Source organism: Mycobacterium sp. (genome assembly GCF_050700595.1).
In the GTDB taxonomy this organism is placed as follows: domain Bacteria; phylum Actinomycetota; class Actinomycetes; order Mycobacteriales; family Mycobacteriaceae; genus Mycobacterium.
The window spans coordinates 1-20,251 of record NZ_JBOHHI010000070.1; the positions used below are offsets into that span (position 1 = coordinate 1).

Genomic DNA, 20,251 nt, shown 5'->3' on the forward strand with positions numbered 1-20,251 from the left:
GCCTATACCAAGGAGCACAAGCAAATTCGGCCGGCCATCAGCGACTTCCAGGGTGTGTGTGGTCGGTGAATAAGTAGGGGAGTTCGCTGTATGCGGCAGGCCTGTCGAGCATATCGGCCGCCACTACCGCGGGCTGTTTGAGCGCGTTGGCCAGGTGTTCGGGGTGGATGGCGGTGTTGAACAGTGGGTGGTGAGCGGCAGCGATTGCCCGTGATCCGCTACCCCCATTTGCCGACACTCGGGCAGTCCCGGATGCAGAAGTGCTGTGTGGCTGGTCGTGTACGCAATGTTTTACCTATTCCGGGAATGCTCTACCAGGCTTTCGACATGATTTTAGGTCCACAGCCGCCAATCCGCGGAGGATTTTTCCAACTCTTTGTATTCACCGGTTTCCGGATAGGTGCTGTTGTGCCAGAAATACGCCGAGATATGGTCCTCATCGAAGACGCCAGGTTCCGGGTCGGCGTATTTGAACAGTCGTTGCACGAGCCGATCAGCGTGTATTCGACGCGCCGCACAACGCGCGGATGGTGATACGTGGATGGGGTTGCGGCCACCCAGCGTAGGTCCCACCGCGCGGCTGCGAGCATGTGGTTCAGGTTGCGCAACGCCTGGGTTGCGAAGACCAGCGTGACGCGGGACTGGATGAACGACAGGAAATACATCAAGACCCGGAAATGCAGTGTGCACGATGAACAATTGTTAATACGTGGAGTGAGATCAACAACACAAATCCGAAGCCACACACCACATCAACAGCTTGGGAAATTCGGGCTAAAATATGAATATGCGCACAGGGACTTCCTCCGCCATCGAGTTGGCAGCTACCCAGCAAGCGGAGTTCGACGAGGGAAGTTTGTACTTTGTGGGTAACGCTACAACGGTCATCCAGTACGCCGGGTTCTCCATCCTGACCGATCCGGCCTTCCTCCATGCAGGCGGGCACGTCCACCTGGGGCATGGCATATACGCGCGCCGCGAGGTCGAACCGGCGTGCCAGATCAGCGAGCTACCCCCGGTAGACGCGGTGGTCCTCTCTCACCACCACGGCGACCACTTCGACGACGTAGCCGCGCGAGAACTCGACAAGGACCTGCCGATCATCACCAACGACCATGCGGTGCGACTCCTCCGTGAGCAGGGGTTCACCCAGGGATATGCCCTCGACACATGGGAGTCGCAGCAGATCGTCAAAGGCGACGCTCGCCTGACGGTGACCTCGATGCCGGGCAAGCACGCACCCGATCATGTCTTGGGACTGCTTCCACCAGTGATGGGCAGCATGTTGGACTTCAGCCTCGGAGAGAAACGTCGCTTTCGTCTCTACATCAGCGGGGACACACTGTTGCACGACCGCCTGTACGACATCCCCCGCTGGTACCCGGACATCGACCTGGCACTGATCCATGCCGGAGGCACGACACTACTGGGCACCGTGGTTACCATGACAGGGGAGCAGGCAGTGCGCGCGGTAGAGATCGTCGCACCGAGGACTGCGATACCGATCCACTACAACGACTTCTCGGTCTTCCTCTCCGGTCTCGACGACTTCCGTGACGCAGCCCAGAAGTCGTCAACCGCTACTGAATTCCACTACATCTCCCATGGAGATACCTACCATTTCCACCCGAACACGTGAGCAGTGCGCGCGGGCGCCGGTGAACGTGTTCGTACACTGGGTTTCGGGTAGGGGCGAAGGAGCATGCGATGACCGTTGATGATGGGGGTCTGGCCTTTGCCGGGATAGCGCGCCTGGCGCAGCTGGTGCGCGATCGCGACGTTTCGTCGCGTGAGCTGGTAGCTCTCTACCTGGAGCGGATCGCCCAACTTGACCCGGTGGTGAACGCATTTCGTATCGTGCTGGCCGAGCAGGCGATGGCAGAAGCCGCGCAGGTCGAACGGCGGCTGAGCGCCGGTGAGGTGTTGCCGCTGGCGGGCGTGCCGATCGCGGTCAAAGACGACACCGATGTGGCGGGGGTTTCATCGATGTGCGGCACCGCCATCGATATGGGTCCGGCGAGCACCGACAGCGCCGCCGTGCGGCGCCTTCGGGAGGCCGGGGCGGTGATCATCGGTAAGACACATTTGTCCGAGTTCGGTGCCTACCCGGTGGCCGAATCGGCGACTTGGGGCATGACACGCAATCCGTGGGACCTGTACCGAACCACCGGCGGTTCCAGTGGCGGCTCGGCCGCCGCAGTGGCTGCCGGCATGGTGCCCGGGGCGACGGGCAGCGATAGCGGCGGGTCGGTTCGCATCCCGGCCGCCTGCTGCGGGCTGGTGGGTCTGAAGGGCCAACGTGGGCGCATCAGCACCAAGCAGTCACCGGAGCGGGGCTACCGGTTCCACGGGCTGAACCACATCGGCCCGCTGGCTCGCAGCGTCGTCGATGCGGCACTGCTGCACGACGCGATGACCGGCGCCGAGCCCCACGACGAGATCGGCTCACCACCGCCGGCACCACCATTGATGGACGCGGTGTCGCGCGCGCCGGGTCGTCTGCGGATTGCGATGTCGTTCAAGCCGATGGTTCCGGTGCCGGTCGACGAGGAGGTGCGCCGCCCGGTGTTGGAGACCGCCGAGTTGCTCCGCTCGCTCGGCCACGAGGTCGTCGAGCGTGACCCGGTCTATCCAGTGGTTGGCCTCGCCGCGGTACTCGCGCTGTTCATGAACGGTTTCCGCCATGAAATCGACCGGCTTCCGACGCCCGAGCTGCTGGAGCGGCGGATGCAAGCCGAGGCGCGTACCAGCCGGCTGATCCCTGACTGGCTGGCCCGCCGCGCGCTGTCCGCCCGCGGCCCGCTGACCGAGCGTTCGCTGCGGCCGATAGCCGACTGCGACATCCTGATGACACCGGTGCTGGCGAAGCCGCCGGTGCGGATCGGGTACTTCGAAGGGGTAGGACCAACCCGGGCAATGTTGCGGCTATTGACATTTATCCCGTTCACCTTTGCGCAGCCCTTCACCGGTCAGCCGGCCATCTCGGTTCCCGCCGGGATCTCGGCCGACGGCCTGCCTCAGGCAGTCCACCTGGTCGGGCGACCCAACGATGAGGCCACCCTCATTTCGCTTGCTGCGCAGCTGGAATCCGTACGTCCGTGGGCCCATCTCCGGCCACCGACCGCGACTGCGGTATCGCACACCGGCTAGCTCGGTTGGCAGGCGGCGTTTCCGTCGTCGGCAAAGTAGGTCGTGAACAGCTTGGGCAGCAGGGGTTTCTGCCACTTCTCAGGTTTAGCTTCCGTCAAAGACGGCAACTCCCACACCGATGCCGTCGGCGCCCAAGCACTCGACGGTGCATTAGTTGGAAGGTATACACACATGGCCACACCGTCGTTGACCAGACTGGCGGTCGCAGTTGGCGGTCTGGCATTGTCGTTGACCGCTGGGGTTGGGGTCGCGTCTGCAGAGCCTGCTGTGAACACCACGTGCAGTTACCCGCAGGTGGTGGGGGCACTGAATGCGCAGGATCCGGCGGCTGCCGCGAAATTCAACGCATCGCCTGCCGCACAAGGCTGGCTGCAAAATTTCCTTGCCTCGCCGCCCCCTCAGCGTGAGTCGATGCTCCAGCAGGTGCAGGGCACGCCCCGGGGCCGGCAGTACGCCGGACTCGTCGAGCAACTCGCCAGCACTTGCCACAACTACTGAGCGGATGGATCTTCTGACGGGATCATGCCGCGAGCGCGAAACCACGTGATCGCGTTGCGGATCGCCGGCTCGATGGGGCCCACCACGTAGCCCAGTTCTCGTGCCGCCTTATCGCTGCGGTACCGGTAGCGGTCGGTGAACGCATATCCGACAGAGTATGAGTTCACCGTGGTTTCTCGACCGGTGAGCTCGAGCAGGTCGCCGGCCTTGCCGGCAATCCATGCGACCGGATAGGGGAGCCGTCTACGCGGTGGTTCGACCCCGGCTGCCCGTGCCACTCGCTCCATGAAGTCGCGATACGTCAGCTCCTGGCCGCCCAGGATGTAGCGTTCGCCCCGTTCCCCGCGTAACCAGGCGGCGATCATCCCCCGCGCCACTTCGCAGACATCCGCAAAGTTGTTGTACCCCGGTGTCCAGCAAGGGATTCTGTGGTTGGCGACTTCGACGATGATGCGACCAGAACTTGGTCTGGCATCGCGCGGGCCGACCAGGAATGTGGGGTTTACGATGACCGCATCCAATTTGTCGCACGCCTGGACCACCAGGATTTCGGCACGCCGTTTGGTGACCGCGTAGGCCGATGCCAGCCGGGCTTGATCCCACGCCCACGGGGTCCGCTCGTCGGCGGGCGTGCCGTCGGGTGTGGGACCGATCGTGTTGGCGGTTGAGGTGTAGACGACTCTCGGCGTACCGACAGTTATTGCGGCTTCGACGACGGCACGCGTGGCGCCGACATTGATGGCCGATATCTCCGATGTGATCATTCGCCTGGTTGAAACACTTGCGGCGCAATGGAATACCACGTCAGCACCGGCGAACACATCGCAGAGCTCGTCGGCCGACCCGATGTCGGCGCGCACCCACTTGATCGGGATGTCGGCCAGCGGACTCGTATCGGTGCTCGGGCGCCGCGTCGCGGTCACGGTGTGACCCTGTGCGATGAGTTCGGCGGCCAGGTTGGCTCCCAGCAGCCCACTTGCTCCGGTTACCGCAGCGTGTGCCATCGGTTTGGGTTCAGAAGCGGTAGGTGGTGCAGCCGACCTGGACACCTGAGCCGACCGCGACTATCAGGGCGATGTCGCCCGGGCGTGCCAGCCCCTGCCGTCGGACGTGCTCCAATCCGTAGGGCAGCGACGAGGTGAAGGGGTCCGCGCCGGCGTCGAGGTCCGCGAACCGTGATCTCGGGATGCCGATCCGCGCGGCCAGTTCGTCGAGGGCTGCCGGGGACAGGTAAGGCGGGAGCACGACCGCGATGTCGGCGGGGTCCAGTCCCTCGGCCGTCAGGAGTTCCTTGACGGCAGAACGGATACAGCTCAGGTAAATGGCGGCGAGGTTTGGGTCGCGGTCGATCTGTAGCCAGGTGCGTCCCCGGTCTTGCTGGGTGTAGGTGGCGAGCGCTCCGCTGTATTCGGGATGGTGTTGGAAGACGAACCGGCCGAAGCCCTCGGCGCCGTTGCTTCGGCTCAGCAGTAGCGCGGAGCCTGTCTCGCTGATGCCGTGTAACGGATAGCCGCTTTCGGGGGTGTTGTTTTCTATCTCGGAGGCCACGACCATCGCATGTCCGGTCTTTTTTGCCCCGAGCATTCCGGCGGCGACGTGGCAGGCGTTGAGGAAGCCGACTGCGCCGTTGAGGACGTCGAACGCGAGGGTCTTGGGCCCGTCCGGGGACTGGATGTCGCCGTTGATCCCGAGTTCGCCCGCGACGAGCGCGGCTACGGCAGGTTCGCTGAGATAGTCGTCGCGGTAGATGCCGGAGTGGATGATCAGACCAAGCTCTGCGGAGTCCAGATCACTGTGGTCGAGGCAGGCCGTGGCAGCTTGCACCGCGAGTTGTATCGAGCTCGGGGGCACCGATTGTCCCGCCGGTGCGATGCCGACGCTGTCGATGCGCACCCGCGGCGTCGCGGGTAGCTCGGTGCGGTAGTTGACGTCCGGGATGCTGCGGTGGTGCTGACCATGGGCTCCGCGCCGCATCCGGTCGGGCAGGTCGTCGAAGGTATACAGCGCGGTGCCAACGGTTTGTCCGGAACCGGTGATGGAAAAGACCACGTTGTCACCGGAGTTGATCCGGTTGTTGCGAATTTGGTCGGCAAGCGCGACGAAGTGTGTTGTGGTGGCGGTGTTTCCCCGCTCGGCGAGGTTGTAGATGGTGTTGCCGCGGTGGGCTGCACCTTGCCCGAACGCACGGTTGACGGCCAGGACCGCGTCGTTGATCGACGCCTCCGATGTCTGGTGCATCAACAGGTGGTCACAGGTCTCGGGCCGCCACCCGTGCCGCTGCATTACCGCAGCGACGTAGGGCACCGAATGTTTGACGGCGATTGCCGTCTGCGTGACCGAGTCTGTGACCATGATCGCGCCGCCGTGTGAGCGGTCGGTCGCCTTGGCGATGCACAGTTTGGCGTACCGGCTGAGCGTGGCCATATCGATGTCGTGGAAGCCGACCCGACCGTTGGGCCCGCGTTCCAGGATCACCGCCGCACCGGCGTCCCCGAGGGTCAGGCAGGCGAGCCGCGGGTCCATCGGCCCCTCGATTTCCTTCTGCGCGGTCTCGGTGAGATGGGTGATGTATTCGCCGCTGGCCACCAGGGCAGACCGAACCAGTCCGGTCTGCAGGAAAGCGTCCGCCACGGCGATGCCGGTGAACATTCCCGCGCACGCGTTGCTGATATCGAAGGAAACCGCGTTGACAAGGCCGCATTGATCGCGCAGCCGCGAGGAAGTGCTGGGTTCGAAGGTGAACCTGTGCCCGGGTCCGTCGCAGCGGGAGATGTTGCAGGAGATGACCAGGTCGATCTCCTCGGGGCGATAGCTCGACCGGGCCAGGCAGTCAGCCACAGCCTTGCGGGCAAGGTCGATGGAGAACTCGTCGTCACCGGCCACCCGTCGGTTCTTGATGCCGGTGAGGCGCTCCAGTGGTATGCGGATCTCGTTGGCGCACTCCGCCAGAACCGCCTCGGTCGACACTGCTCGCGCCGGCAGGTACACACCGAGACTTTCGATCACCGTGTTACGGGTCTCCTGGGCCGGGGTTTCGAGGGGTTCCGGGGCATCATCGGCGATCGGCCCGTATTCGGCGGCCAGATCGGCGATCGTGCCGTACACGAACATCGACTCCGGTCGCAACGGCAGGCCGGCGGCGTTCGCCCGTACCGCGACCTCCAGGGCCTGGGTGGAGGCACCACCGAGCGCGAAGAAGTCGTCGGTGACGCCCACCCGGTCCAGATCGAGTACCTCGCGCCAGATCTCGGCCAGGATCTGCTCGGTGCGGTCGCGCGGAGCGACGAATGTCGACTGCGCTGAACCCAGCGTCTGATCGGCCGCCATCAACGCCCGGCGATCGATCTTTCCGCTCGATGTGAGCGGGAGCGCATCGGTCACGTGGAAGGCGGCCGGAACCATTGCGGCGGGGAGCAACTCCAGCAGGAAGCGGCGCAACTCGGTTGTGGACGGCGCGGCGCCCTCAACCGCCACGATGTGGGCGACAAGGAGCGTGTGTCCGTGGCTATCGTTGCCGGCTACCACGGCGTTCTCGGCCACCGCGGGGTGTTTCGCCAGTGCGGCTTCCACCTCGCCCGGCTCGATCCGGAAACCGTCGATCTTCACCTGGTTGTCGATGCGTCCCAGGTATTCGAAGTTGCCGTCGGGCAGATATCTGGCCAAATCGCCGGTGCGGTAGAGCAGTCCCGGAGAATCGCCGCCGAATGGATCGGCGACAAAGCTGGCGGCCGTCGTGTCGGGCCGGTTGAGGTAGCCACGTCCGACCCCGACCCCGCCGATGAACAACTCGCCGGGTACCCCCACCGGGACCGGTTCGCGGTGGGCGTCCAACAGGTGAATGCGGATGTTGGCGATCGGTCGCCCGATCGGGACCAGCGGGTCGGATATGCCGCGCCTGCAGTGGAAATGGGTGACGTCGATCGCCGCTTCGGTAGGGCCATAGAGGTTGTAGAGCTCGGCATCCAGGGTGGCCAGGAAGCGGTCCCGAAGGTCGTACGGCAGCGCCTCGCCGCTGCAGAACACCCTGCGCAGCCCGACGCAGCCGGCTACGCCGGGTGCGGCGAGGAAGCGGCGCAGCAGTGATGGCACGAAATGCATTGTGGTGACGCCCTGTTCGGTGATGGTCCGAACCAGGTAGGAAGCGTCCTTGTGGCCCTCGGGTTTTGCGATAACAACCCGCGCGCCGGTGATCAGCGGCCAAAAGATCTCCCAGACGAACGGATCGAAGCTCATCGGGGTCTTGTGCAGCACCCGGTCGTCGGCGGTCAGCGGGTAGGCGTCCTGCATCCACAGCAGCCGGTTACGGATCCCGGCGTGGGTGTTGAGCGCTCCCTTCGGCGTACCGGTCGAGCCGGACGTGTAGATGACGTAGGCGAGATTCGTTGACCCGGTAGGAGCGACTACGGTAACGGCCTCCTCGGCCGATGCCATCGACGGCAGATCGAGGCACAGCCGGTGACCGGTGAAGTCTGTTGGCACGTCTGCCAGATGGCGACGGTATGTGACGCAGACCGGCGCGTCCGGTACATCGGCCAGCATCGTGGCCATGCGGTGCGTGGGCTGGGCGGGATCCAGCGGTAGGAAGGCGCCGCCGGCCTTGAGTACACCCAAAAGCGCTACCACCAGATCGTCGGAGCGGTCCAGCAGGACAGGCACAATGACATCGGGACCCACACCGAGACGCTGCAAGCGCTGCGCCAGACCGTTGGCCCGGCGATCGAGCTCCGCGTAGGTCAACTCGCGGTCGTCAAAGGTCACCGCGACGGCATCGGGGATGCGTGCGGCCGTTGCCGCCACCATCTCGTGCAGGCAGGCCGGGGCCGCGTAGTCGACACGCGTTTGGTTCCGTGTCGCAAGCCCGCGGCGCTCGTCGGCGGTGAGCAGCGGCAGGTGCGAAACGCGCCGGTCGGGATCGGTGGCGATACCGTCGAGGACCGTCGCGAAGTTTCCGGCCATCCGCTCGATCGTCGCGGCGTCGAAGAGGTCGGTGTTGTACTGCAGCGCACCGGCCAGCACACCGTCCTGCTGGCCCATCTGCATCAGCAGATCGAACGGCGCGCCGCCCTGCCCGATGTGGATGGTTTCCAGTTGTAGCTCACCGTTTTTCACGCTGGCCCCGTCGGAAAAGCGGCGTGTTTGTTCCCAAGCGAATGACACCTGGAACAGCGGCGTGCGGCCCGCATCGCGCGCTGGCCGAAGCCGCTCGACGAGCAGCGGGAACGCATAGTCCTGGTGCGCGATTGCACCCAGCACGGTGTCCTTGACGCGGCCGAGCAACGACGTAAATGTCGGATCGTCGTGCAGATCGACGCGCAGGGCAACCGGGTTGGAAAGATAGCCAACCAGACCGGTCAGCCCGGCCTGCTCGCGGCATGCGAAAGGTGAGCCGACGATCACGTCGTCTTGGCCGGTGTAGCGGTACAGCAGCGCGGCGTAGGCAGCGAGCAGCGTCATGTAGGGCGTCGCACCAGCCGTCCGGCCGATCTGCTTGAGCGCGTCCGTTATCCGGCCGTCGATGGTGAAGCGGTGGACTGCGCCGTCGTAGGTCTGGACGGTCGGTCGCGGCCGGTCGGTGGGCAGTGCAAGGACGGGCAGCTCGCCGGCCAACTGGTCACGCCAGTACTCCCAGAGACGTTCGCCCTCGGCGCCCGCGAGTGCGCGGGTCTGCCGGTCGGCGTAGTCAACGTAGCGTTCCGCAGGTGGCGGAGGCGGGTTTGCACCGTGCTCGGCGGCATACAGCAAGCGAAGCTCGTCGAGCATCACATCGATGGACCAGAAGTCGACGGCGATGTGATGCACCGTCAGCAGGAGGACGTGTTCATCGGGGGTGCGTTGCAGCAACGTCAGTCGTAACACCGGACCGGTGTGCAGGTCGAAAGGACGATCGGTTTCCCGGCGGATCCAGTCCTCGAGCTCAGACTCGCCGGCGCCCAGGCTGTGCCGTGCGATCCGCACCGGCCAGTGGGGGTGAACGAGTTGAACCGGTTGCCCGTCGCGCTCGGCGTAGGTAGTGCGCAGCATCGGGTGCCGGTTGACGAGTGCCTGGGCTGCGCGTTCCAGTGCCGGCACATCGAGTTCGCCGCTGATCCGTCCGGCATAAGTGATCGTGTAGGCGGCGCTGGCCGGTGCGAGTTTATGGACGAACCACAGCGATTGCTGCCCGTACGACAACGGGTACACCGAGGCCGAGTTCTCGGCTTCCTCGATGAGGAGCTGGGAAAGCAACGCGCGTTTTCTCTCGGCAGAAAGACCGGAGACGTCGATGGACTTATCGGTCATCACTACCCTCCTTCAGGACAAGCTCGCGCTCGGGCCCTCGTTCGCTAAGGACCTTGCGGAGCAGCTCTTCGACAGCATCGTCGGAAAGCTCGGGCACTTGGGTGAGCAGGTCGATCCCGCGTGACGGATTGGGAGCGCTCGTGTTCAGTGCCGGCGCCGCCCCGTCGGATTGCCTGGGTGCTCCGGCTGGTGGCACGGACAGCTGGTCGGCAAGCCAGCCGGAGAGACTGGCCACGCTGGGTCCATCGAGCAGCCGGGTGACCGGCACGACGATGCCCAGGTCGCGTTCGATCTGAATGCGCAACTCCAACGTGATGAGCGAGTCGACGCCGAGGCTGTTGAGCGGTGCCTCGATGTCTAGGCTCGATGGGGCAAGACCGAGTTTGCCGGCGGTGAGTTCGCGCAGGTACGGCTCGAGCAGCCGTCGGCGCTTCTGCGGTGCCGCGGCTTGTAGTGCGTCGTAGAAGCTGCTTCCCGGTCGGTGTTCGTCGGCGAGTTCAGGCTGCAGATCTGCCAGTAGCGGCGTTTTCATGCCCGAGTGCAACCGCGCCCAGTCGACGTCGAGGACGGCAACTTGTGTAACGGGCCGCGATAGCAAATACGTTAGCGCCCTGAGACATTCAGCCGCCGGCATCGCCGCGATGCCGTGTTGGGTGAGACGGCCGTGGTGCTGCGCCCGAGCGGAAAACCCCAGCCCGGCCCATGGCCCCCAGTCGATGCTCAGTGCCGGCCGGCCTTCGGCACGCCGATGCCACGCCAACGCGTCCAGGAAAGCGTTCGCTGCCGCGTAGTTCGCCGCCCCGGGCGAGCCCAGGAGTGACGAGGCCGACGAAAAGAGCACGAAGAAGTCCAGTGCCGCGTCTCGGGTCAGCGCGTGCAGATTCCAGGCGCCTTGGACCTTGGGCGCCATGGCGTTTCGCAGTTGTTGCTCGTCGAGGCGTTGCAGGATGCCGTCGTCAAGGACGCCGGCCGCATGCACCACCCCACGCAGCGGTGGCATCGAAGTGCGGACCGACTCGAGGACGGCGGCGACCTGGCCCGCCCTGGTGACGTCGCCGCGGGCGACCATCACCTCGGTGCCGGCCGCCCGGAGTGCGTCGAGTGTCTCCTGCGCCGACGCCGAAGCACCGCCACGCCCCATCAGGACCAGGTGCCGGGCACCCTGCTCGGCCATCCAGGTAGCCACCACGCGACCAACCGCGCCGAGCCCGCCGGTGATGAGATAGGTGGCATCTGCGGTGAAGACCGGCGTCTGGACGGGTTCTACCTCGTCGTAACGGGCTAGCCGCGCGACGTAGCGACGGCTGCCCCGCAATGCCACGTCAACCGCGCGGTCATCGGCCCACACCTCCTCGAACAGGGCCCGGAGCTCTTCGGGACCGCCACCAGTGGACAGGTCGACCCGGGTGCAGCGCAGCTCCGGTTGCTCGTGGTCGACGGTGCGGCCCATTCCCCACACCGGAGCCTGGGCGATCGACACGGGTTCGGCGTCGGTGTCCGGGGTGCCTGTCACCTGCGCCCCGCGGGTCACCAACCACAGCCGCGGCGGGTCCGGCCAGCCGGCCAGCGCCAGCGCCTGTACGAGATGCAGCACGCTCACCGGGCCCAGGCCGATCGCCGACTCCAGTGAGCCGGGCGATGTGTCGGCGGGCGGTACGCCCAGCAGATCCCACAGATGCACCACGCCCCGACACGGTGGCCGATCGTCGGTGAACGCTTCGGCCAGCAGCCGCCGAAAGTGTTCGGGCCGCGCCGGGTCAAGACGGTAACTGTCTGGCGTGAGACGTTCGAAGCCGATGCCGGGCTCGACGAGAACACATGTCTGAGAATGCGATTCGAGATCATCGCGCAGGGTATCCGCGGCGGCGCCACCGTCGCTCAGGATGAGCCAGCTGCCCGCCTGAGTAGGCCGGCTCGGCCCGTCCCGGCCCGGCGAGATGGATGCAGGCCGCCACCGTAGCTGATAGATCCGATCGTGCAGATCCGCGGCCTCCAGCGTCGGTACTGCGGGCACGGTGGCGGGGCCGGTGTCCAACCACGAATGGACGCGCTGCCACGGGTAGGTTGGTGCGGCTACGCATCGGCTGCCCGAGGGATACAGCTGCTCCCAGGCAATCGGCTGACCCAGAGTGTAGAGGGTGCCGAGCGACGCCAGTGTGGTCGCACGTCCGTCGGCGTCACGACGCATGGACGGTAATAAGGTACAGCCGGCCCGCAGGTCCTCGGCGTCCTGACGGACCGCGGCCAGCAGGATGGGGTGCGGGCTGATCTCAACGAATGTGTCATGGCCACGGTCCAGCAGCCGTCGCGATGCGGGTGAGAACTGCACCGGCGAGCACAGGTTGTCGACCCAATAGCCGGCGTCGAGCCGGCGATCGGTCAGCAGGTCACCGGTCACCGTGGAGTAGATGGGTATCGACGGCGCGGTCGGCTGCAACCCCGTGAGCATGTCGGCAAGATCAGTGGCGAGCGCATGCATTTGGGGACTGTGGGAGGCCACGTCGACGTCGATCCACCGGCAGAACCGGTCGCGTTGTTCCAGCACCGCAACGAGATCGGCCAAAACGGTTTGATCACCCGACAACACGGTCGATCGATGGCTGTTGCTCGCGGCGATGGCGACCCGGCCCTCCCGGCCGGCGATGAGCTGCTGTGCTTCGGCAAGGGTGACCTCCGCCGCCACCATCGCTCCGCGGCCGTGTACCTGCCGAAGCAGCCGGGCCCGCGTGCAGATCACCCGCGCGGCGTCGTCCAGGCTCAGCGCACCCGCAACGTACGCCGCCGCAACTTCACCCATGCTGTGCCCCACCACCGCGGCGGGCTGCACGCCCCACGACCGCCACAGCGCGGCCAGCGCCACCTGAATAGCGAAGATCGCGGGTTGGATCACGCCGATGTCGTCGAGTTGCGGACGGTTCTGCCCGGCCGGCTGCGTGAGGATGGAGCTTCCCAAATACGGCCTCAGCGCGCGGTCGCACGCCTCCAGGGCATCGCGAAAGACCGGCTCCTCGGCCGCTAACCGTTGTCCCATGCCGTACCACTGCGAGCCCTGGCCGGAGCAGACGAAGACCACCTGAGGTGGGTGGCTCCGACGACAACGTCCGACGGACAGCCCGGGTCGCGACTCCCCCTGTCGGTAAGCGGCGAGAGATTCCGACATTTGGGCGGGGGAGTCGGCGACCACGCATAACCGATGCTCGTGGTGGCCGCGACGGGCACCGGCCGTATAGCAAAGGTCGGCGAGCGGCACCCCGGTGGCCAGCGCCGACTCGTACCGGCCGGACAGCGCCGCCAGGGCCGCGGGGGACCGGGCGGAAAGCGGCAGCAGTTCGGCTCGGTCTGTTGCGCTGCCGTGCTCCGCGGATGCGGCCCGAACCTGGGGTGCCTCGGTGAGGACGACGTGCGCGTCGGTGCCGCCGAAGCCGAACGAGCTGACCCCGGCGATCGCTCGCCCACCGTTCTCCGGCCACGGGGTGAGGGTCCGCACCACCTGCAGTGGCAGAGTGTCGAAGGGGATGTTGGGGTTGGGCTCGGCGAAGTTCAGACTTGGCGGGATCGCCCTGTGCCGCAGCGCCAACGCGACTTTGATGAGCCCGGCGACCCCCGCCGCCGCCTCCAGGTGGCCGATGTTGGTCTTGGTCGAACCGATCAGGCACTGACTGCCCGGCGGACGACCGTTCGCCAGGATCGTCCCCAGGGCCTTCGCTTCGATTGCGTCACCGAGAAGCGTTCCGGTGCCGTGCGCTTCGATGTACTGGACGGCGCCGGGTGAAAGCGCGGCGCGCCGGTATGCCTCGGCCAGCACAGCTTCCTGCGCTTGCCGGCTGGGTGCCATCAGCCCGTTCGTCCGGCCATCCTGGCCGATGGCGGTGCCGCGGATCACCGCATAGATCGGGTCGTTGTCGGCTAACGCGCGACCCAGCGGTTTGAGGACGACGACACCGGCGCCTTCACCCCGTACGTAGCCGTCCGCGCCGGCGTCGAAAGTCTTGCAGTGGCCGTCGGGAGCCATCAGCCTGGCCTTGGTGAAGTTGATCATGAGCGCCGGCGACAGGATGACATTGACGCCTCCGGCCAGGGCCAGCGTGCACTCGCCGTCACGCAGGCTGCGGCAAGCCAGGTGGACGGCGACCAACGACGACGAGCAGGCGGTGTCGATCGCCATGCTCGGTCCGCGGAAGTCGTAGACGTAAGAAAGCCGGTTGGCGGCGATGCTCAACGCGTTTCCGGTGCCGCTGTAAGCGTCGACAAGTTGCGGTTGGCCGACCCGCAGATATCCGTAGTCGTTGGTGGAAATGCCGATGAATACCCCGGTGCGGCTGCCGGCGAGCCGTTCCGGTACCTGCCCGGCGTCTTCCATTGCCTCCCATGACACTTCCAGGAGCAGACGCTGCTGAGGGTCCATTTGCGCCGACTCGCGTGGCGAGATGCCGAAGAATTGATAGTCGAAGCAGTCGATCCTCTTCAGGAAACCGGCACTCCGATTGACCGCGGTTCCCGGCGTCGCGGGGTCCGGGTCGTAGAAGGCGTCGACATCCCAGCGGTCGTGCGGTATCTCGCTGATCGCGTCGACGCCGTCCGAGAGCAGGCGCCAGAAGGCCGCCGGCCCGTCGGCACCCGGAAACCGGCAGCCGATGCCGATGATCGCGATCGGTTCGTCGGCCGTGCCACTGTCCACGGCCGGCACCGGGGCGCGGTCGCTGACCGGGACCTCCTCGGCCAGATACGCGGAAAGCATGTCGATCGTGGGGTACTCGTAGGCCAGCGTCGGCGAAAGTTCGCGCCCGAGCCAGGATTCCAATGCAGCGGTCAACCGCACGGCATGGATGGAGTCGAGACCGTAGTAGGCGAACGGACGGGAGGGGTCAATCTCGGCTGCCGGTAGCTCGAGCTCACGAGCAAGCCGGGCGATCAACCAGTCCGCGATCTGCGCGGCGCTGCGGCGGCGGGGTTCCGACCCCACTTTGGCGACGGTCGCGGCGATGTCGGCCGCGGGCCGCGACGATGCGTGCCATGCGGTGACCACCGGAAGCTCGTCGTTCAGGTACTGCTGCCGGCACCTGCTCCGCTGGATCTTGCCGCTGGATGTGGTGGGAATGCACAAGGGCTCCACCAGAACAACGGCGTGGGTCTGGATCGCATAACGTTCGGTGATCGCAGTCCGGATTGCGTGTACGAGCTCGGTGAGTTCAGCCTCACTGGTCTGACTGTGGTTCACCTCCTGCACGACAACGAGCTGCTCGGCGGCACCCGATTCCGGGGTGACGGCGAAGACCGCGCCCCGGCCGGGCAGCAGCGCCGGATGGCAGTCCTGCACGGTCAGTTCGATGTCGTTGGGGTAGTAATTGCTGCCGCGGATGATGATGAGATCCTTGCGGCGTCCGGTGACGAACAACTCGCCGGAACGCACGAAACCCATGTCCCCGGTACGCAGGAACGGGCTCTCTCCGGTATCCGAAAGCGACGCCGAGAACGTCTCTTCGGACTGATCCCGCTTTCCCCAGTAACCCTGCGCGACGCTCGGCCCGGCGATCCAGATCTCACCGACCTCATCGGTTCGGCATTCTCGTCGAGTCTCCGGATCGACAGCGATGACCCGCTGGCCGCCCCGCGGCCGACCGCAACCCACTAATGCTGCCGCGGCCGGATGTTCCGGCGTGACATCGACGACTCGGTTTTCGCGTAGCGCGATGCGGTCCACGTGTCGAACCATCGGCACGGCAGCGTCCGAGCCGCCGGATACCAGCAGGGTGGCCTCCGCCAGCCCATACACCGGATTAAGCGCCTGCGGCCGAAAGCCGGCCGGCGCGAAGGCGTCGGCGAAATTCCGCAGCGTCGCGGTGCGCACCGGCTCCGCGCCGCACATGGCCGTCGACCAGCTGGACAGATCGAGCGCCGCACGCTCCTGGGCGCTACTGAGTTCGACACACATGTCGTAGGCGAAGTTCGGCGCCGTGGTGATGGTGCCGTGATGTCGGGACATTGCTTCCAGCCACCGCATCGGGCGCTTGATAAAGGCGGTCGGAGACATGAGGAAGGTAGTGCACCCGACGTAAATCGTTTCGAGGATGCTGCCGATGAGACCCATGTCGTGGTAAGGCGGCAGCCAGAACACTCCGATTGCGTGGTCGTCACCGTGCCACGCCTGACGGATGGCGTCCAAGTTATGGAGGAGGTTGCCGTGCGTCAGCACGACGCCCTTCGGTGCGCTGGTGGAGCCCGAGGTGTACTGCACCACGGCTACGGTGCTTCCGTCGATGTCCGGCGCGACCCACTCCCGCTCGTCGCCGACAACCGCGTCCGTGGCGAGCCAACGCAGGGAACGCCCCGTGACCAGACCGTCCACCGTGGCCTGGATTCTGGGTTGCGACGCGGTGGTGGCCAGAGCGAAGCCCGGTTGCACATCCGCGACGATCGAGGCGACGCGCGGGACCAGGTGTTCGCGCACCGGCGGATGCACCGGTACGGCGATCGCTCCCGCGTAGAGACACCCGAAGAGACCGGCGATAAAGTCCAGGCCCGGCGGGCATAAGACCAGGACGCGCTCGCCGGCGGCGCCCTGTGCTTCCAGACTCGACGCGATTGCTCGCGCCCTGGTGTCGAGGTCGTGGTAGGTCAGCTGGCTACGGTGTTCGTCATCGCCGTTGCGCGAGAAGCTAAACGCAACCTTGTCCCGATAGCGTTCGGCTCGCTGTTGCAATAACCCAGGCAGGGTCGGCGCACCAGGCGGTGCATGGTCTCGCATTTCGCGATCTAATTCGACGTGCTCTCCCAGCCGCTCAGCATCATGTCGTTCGGCGCCGCTCATCTCGCCTCGATCTATCAATAATCTTTTCTGTTTTTAGAATGGGGCATCGGGCCCCTTTTGTCAAGATCCATTGGTGTTACATTGAACGGCTGCTTTAGCGCTGTGATCGAGACCACGGTGACCGCGCCGCCGTAGTCGGCGACGTAAAAGCGGTCGCCGCCCGGGCTTTCGGCGACGCAGGACGGTGCGGGCCCCGCCGCTATGGTGCCGATGATCTGCTGGGTGCGCGTGCACAGCACGGTTACGCCGTCGCCGGTAACGAGGTAGGCCCGCTCGCCGTCGCCGCTGAGGGTCATTCCGGTGAGAAAACCGCCGAGTTTCACGGTGCCAGTGACCACACCGGCGCGGGTGTCGATCGTTTTGACTGTCGCGCCGAAGCCCGGATCCCAGCCGGCCACATAAGCCTGGCGACCGTCCGGGCTGAGCGCAACATCGCGGATGCAGAAACCGATTTCGATCAAGTTGAGGACACGTTCCGCCCGGATGCCGACCACCGCGAGCGCCGCACCGGATGGCCGTTGGGTCGCGAGGTACAGCTGCCGGCCGTTGGTGCTGAGGCACAGATGGCCCGCGGTGGCATCTGGCGTTGTGGCGATGTCAAACGCATCGACCCGGCCGGACGTGGTGTCCAGCATCGCCACGTCCGCGCGGTCGGCTCCGGTTCGACTCGCGTACACCCGCTTTCCGCTCCGGCTCACCGCCAGGTCGTTCACGTGCAGCGCCACCGGATGGGTGGCGATGACGGTGTTGGTGCGCAGGCTGATTACCGCAATCGCGTCATAGGCCGCCGTGGCCGTGCTGACATAGGCACGTGCTGTGCCGCCCCGCGCAGCACCGATCGCAACCGCGAACGGCTCGGCTGTCCCGGTGAGGGTCTCCATGACCGCAGCGGTGTCGATGTCGATCACCGAGACGCTGTGATCCGCGCAGTTGGTCACCACCAGCCGGCGACCGTCGGAACCGGCGGCGATACCCCCGATCGGCCCGCGACGCACTGCAATCCGGGCGACACCCGTCAACCGCGCGATGCTACCGACATCAGAGAGCGGCTCCTCATCGGCGGGCTCTTGCCCCTCGCATGTCGCTGCATCGTTACTCCGGCCGGCTGCACTGGTAATCGCAACCGGCCACATCAGCGTTGCTCCGTTAGCAGCAGTGCATCTCCGAGCTCGTGGTGGCCATGCCCGGTGGTTCTTTGTTCGATGTCGATCTTGTGGTGCTCGACGGGATAACGCTCACTGGAAGTGTCGAGCAGCCTGCGGAATGCGCGGGCGGTGTAGCCGGTAACGGTTGCGTCGGTGCGCGCGTACGCGGTGGCTGAGCGGGGTAGGTGCAGCAGCGGCTCGATTTCGCCGACGTAGTCGCCGGGGGTGGCGACTTTGAGTAGTTGTGCTCTGCCGCCTGGTGATTCGCGCACGATTGCGAGTTCGCCTTCGGAGACGATGTAGATCAAGTCCGCGATGCCGCCCTGTTCAAACAGCACAGAACCGCCTGTTAGACGGACGGTTTCGGGTTCTCGGTCAGCGGAAGTGAAAGGTGGCACCAGCTCGATCACGCGGTCGGCGAGTGGCAGGATCCGGGCGTCGTGGGTAGCGACCACGACGATGCGCTCGCCTGTCGCTAACTCACGGAGCAGCCGCAGTACCTCTTCTACCTGGACAAAGTCCAGGTGTGCGGTGGGTTCGTCGGCCAGGATCAGGGTGGGGTTCAATGCCAGGGCGCGGGCAACCGCCACCCGTTGTTGTTGACCGCCGCTGAGGTCGCCGGGCCGGTGTGTCATGCGGTTCTGCAGTCCAAGGCGGGCCAGCAATTGATGGGCGCGTTCGCGTGCGGTTCGCCGCGACCATCCCGCCGCCCACATGGGCACCATCACGTTCTCGACTGCGCTAAGGCTTGGCACCAGGTTGAAGGTCTGAAAGATGATGCCCACCGTGTGGCGCCGGTAGGCGGTCAGCTCGCGGCGGTCCAGCGCGGTGACCTCGACGTCGCCGAATTGGATGCGCCCGCTGGTCGGGCTGAGGATGCCGCCCAGACACGACAGCAACGTGGTCTTTCCGCAGCCGCTGGGGCCCAACACGATCACCAGCGATCCGGCCGTGATCTCCAGGTTCAGGTTGTCGATGGCCTGGATCGACTCGGCGCCGTTGGAGTACTCGACGACGAGATCTTTGATGCGCAGATCACCCATGACTATGGACCCCCAAACGCCAACACCGGGTCGATTGTTACCGCATGCCGTAAGCCGGCCAGGCTCGCCAGCAGGCCGATCAGCACCGCGGTCGCCACCAGCGTCAAAAAGGCCGAGGTGCTCACCACCACGAGCATCGGAAACAGCGGGCCGAGCACCACAGCGAGCAGTCCACCGAGTACCGCGGCGACCACCGTGACGAGCACCGCCTGCACTATGAGCCCGGCGAGCACCGATCCTGTGGTGACACCGAGGGCTTTGAACACCGCGAAGTCGCGGGTGCGCTCGAGTGCGGACAGATAGATCAGCGATCCCACGATCAGCGCCGCCACTGCCCACAGCAGAATCGCCATGTAGGACATCGCCAGGTAAGCCCCGTGCAGCGGGCGCACCATGTCATCGACGGCAGCGTGGCGATCAACGAGACGGTAGCCGTCGGGTATCTGCGCGGGTGTGCCGCGCACGCCGATGGCCGAAACCACCGGCTGCCCGGAAAACATCAATCGCTGTGCGCCCGCGACAGTGAGAAATGCGTTGGCCTGGCCGGCGAGCGTGGTGGATTTGTCGACGAGCCCGACGACCTGCACCATGTTCGCGCCGATCTCGAGTTGGTCGCCAATCGACCGCCCCAGCGTCTTCGACACGGCAACCTCGCCCGGGCTCGACGGTGCGCGCCCCACTGCGATCGATGGCATCCCCGGTCCGTGTCCGGGCACACCGTATACGTTCACGTTTTGCGGTGAGCGACGATCTTGCAGGATCGTATTGCCGTAGACCACCGGGATCGCTGTTTGGACGCCCGGGAGCCGGGCGACCGCCCGCGTTTCTGCCTCAGGGAATCTCGATGAACCCATGAACGGGCCTACTGCCCCCACCTCAATCAGGTAGGTGTCAATACCGAGTGAGTCGACCACGTGCTGAGCCTCGACACGAAAACCGTGCGTCAATCCGGTGATGATGAGGGTCAGCGCGAATACCATCCCCGTGCCGACGGCCGCGACGATGAAGCGCCGCCCTCGCCATTGCAGGTCCCGCAACGCGGTGATCAGCATTCGCATACGCGTTCGCTCCCGCAGCTCACCGGTACACCCCACCACCGGACTTCCGACGGTGGGCGTAACTTTCGATTGCAATTTTCCCGTTTTGCGGTGGGCTTCGTAGAGCCGAAGGGCCCTCGATGAAGGTGACTTACATACCCTGGGTAAAGCGCCGGCGGCCGGAAGCCGGCGGGCGGTCGTATCTGGTCTTCATGGCTGGCGGTGGTCATGTCGTCCCTGTATCAATAACTTTAAATTATTCTTAGAGTTTGGCAGGGCGGACCACTTTCG

General features: G+C 65.5%; 10 protein-coding genes and 1 pseudogene. 3 read left to right on the plus strand and 8 right to left on the minus strand.

What is annotated here, in order from left to right; translation table 11 throughout:
• Nucleotides 1-61: 61 nt before the first annotated feature.
• A pseudogene (locus tag ACRDTL_RS07035) lies at nucleotides 62-205 on the minus strand (NAD(P)/FAD-dependent oxidoreductase); the annotation flags it as partial.
• A 128-nt stretch (nucleotides 206-333) separates the two neighbouring features.
• Nucleotides 334-486, minus strand: a complete 153-nt coding sequence (locus tag ACRDTL_RS07040; protein WP_431505995.1) for a hypothetical protein — start codon at nucleotides 484-486, stop codon at nucleotides 334-336.
• A 301-nt stretch (nucleotides 487-787) separates the two neighbouring features.
• On the opposite strand from ACRDTL_RS07040, the gene ACRDTL_RS07045 reads away from it, so the two are divergent.
• The 3 genes from ACRDTL_RS07045 to ACRDTL_RS07055 all read left to right on the plus strand — a co-directional run bounded on the left by ACRDTL_RS07045 (nucleotide 788) and on the right by ACRDTL_RS07055 (nucleotide 3,648).
• On the plus strand, nucleotides 788-1,639 hold the full coding sequence (locus ACRDTL_RS07045; protein ID WP_431505996.1) for an MBL fold metallo-hydrolase: 852 nt from the start codon (nucleotides 788-790) through the stop codon (nucleotides 1,637-1,639).
• Nucleotides 1,640-1,707: 68 nt separating this feature from the next.
• A complete protein-coding gene (locus ACRDTL_RS07050; protein WP_431505997.1) occupies nucleotides 1,708-3,150 on the plus strand; it encodes an amidase family protein in 1,443 nt (480 codons plus the stop codon).
• A gap of 171 nt (nucleotides 3,151-3,321) precedes the next feature.
• Nucleotides 3,322-3,648 (plus strand): hemophore-related protein, encoded by a 327-nt coding sequence (locus ACRDTL_RS07055; protein WP_431505998.1) that lies wholly within the window; start codon nucleotides 3,322-3,324, stop codon nucleotides 3,646-3,648.
• Here ACRDTL_RS07055 and ACRDTL_RS07060 read toward each other — a convergent pair.
• The 6 genes from ACRDTL_RS07060 to ACRDTL_RS07085 form a co-directional block, all read right to left on the minus strand.
• The gene (locus ACRDTL_RS07060; RefSeq protein WP_431505999.1) at nucleotides 3,642-4,652 is read right to left on the minus strand and encodes an NAD-dependent epimerase/dehydratase family protein; all 1,011 of its coding nucleotides are present in this window, start codon (nucleotides 4,650-4,652) and stop codon (nucleotides 3,642-3,644) included. The genes ACRDTL_RS07055 and ACRDTL_RS07060 overlap by 7 nt on opposite strands.
• 10 nt (nucleotides 4,653-4,662) lie before the next feature.
• Nucleotides 4,663-9,927: an amino acid adenylation domain-containing protein gene (locus ACRDTL_RS07065; RefSeq protein ID WP_431506000.1), complete on the minus strand. Its 5,265-nt coding sequence runs from the start codon at nucleotides 9,925-9,927 to the stop codon at nucleotides 4,663-4,665.
• Nucleotides 9,917-16,627: an SDR family NAD(P)-dependent oxidoreductase gene (locus tag ACRDTL_RS07070; RefSeq protein WP_431506001.1), complete on the minus strand. Its 6,711-nt coding sequence runs from the start codon at nucleotides 16,625-16,627 to the stop codon at nucleotides 9,917-9,919. Before ACRDTL_RS07070 ends, ACRDTL_RS07065 begins: the two co-directional genes overlap by 11 nt.
• Before the next feature lie 122 nt (nucleotides 16,628-16,749).
• The gene (locus ACRDTL_RS07075) at nucleotides 16,750-17,643 is read right to left on the minus strand and encodes a YncE family protein (protein ID WP_431506002.1); all 894 of its coding nucleotides are present in this window, start codon (nucleotides 17,641-17,643) and stop codon (nucleotides 16,750-16,752) included.
• A 224-nt stretch (nucleotides 17,644-17,867) separates the two neighbouring features.
• On the minus strand, nucleotides 17,868-18,923 hold the full coding sequence (locus ACRDTL_RS07080; protein ID WP_431506003.1) for an ATP-binding cassette domain-containing protein: 1,056 nt from the start codon (nucleotides 18,921-18,923) through the stop codon (nucleotides 17,868-17,870).
• A gap of 2 nt (nucleotides 18,924-18,925) precedes the next feature.
• Complete coding sequence (locus tag ACRDTL_RS07085; protein ID WP_431506021.1) at nucleotides 18,926-19,975, minus strand: ABC transporter permease; 1,050 nt, start codon at nucleotides 19,973-19,975, stop codon at nucleotides 18,926-18,928.
• Nucleotides 19,976-20,251 lie beyond the last annotated feature (276 nt).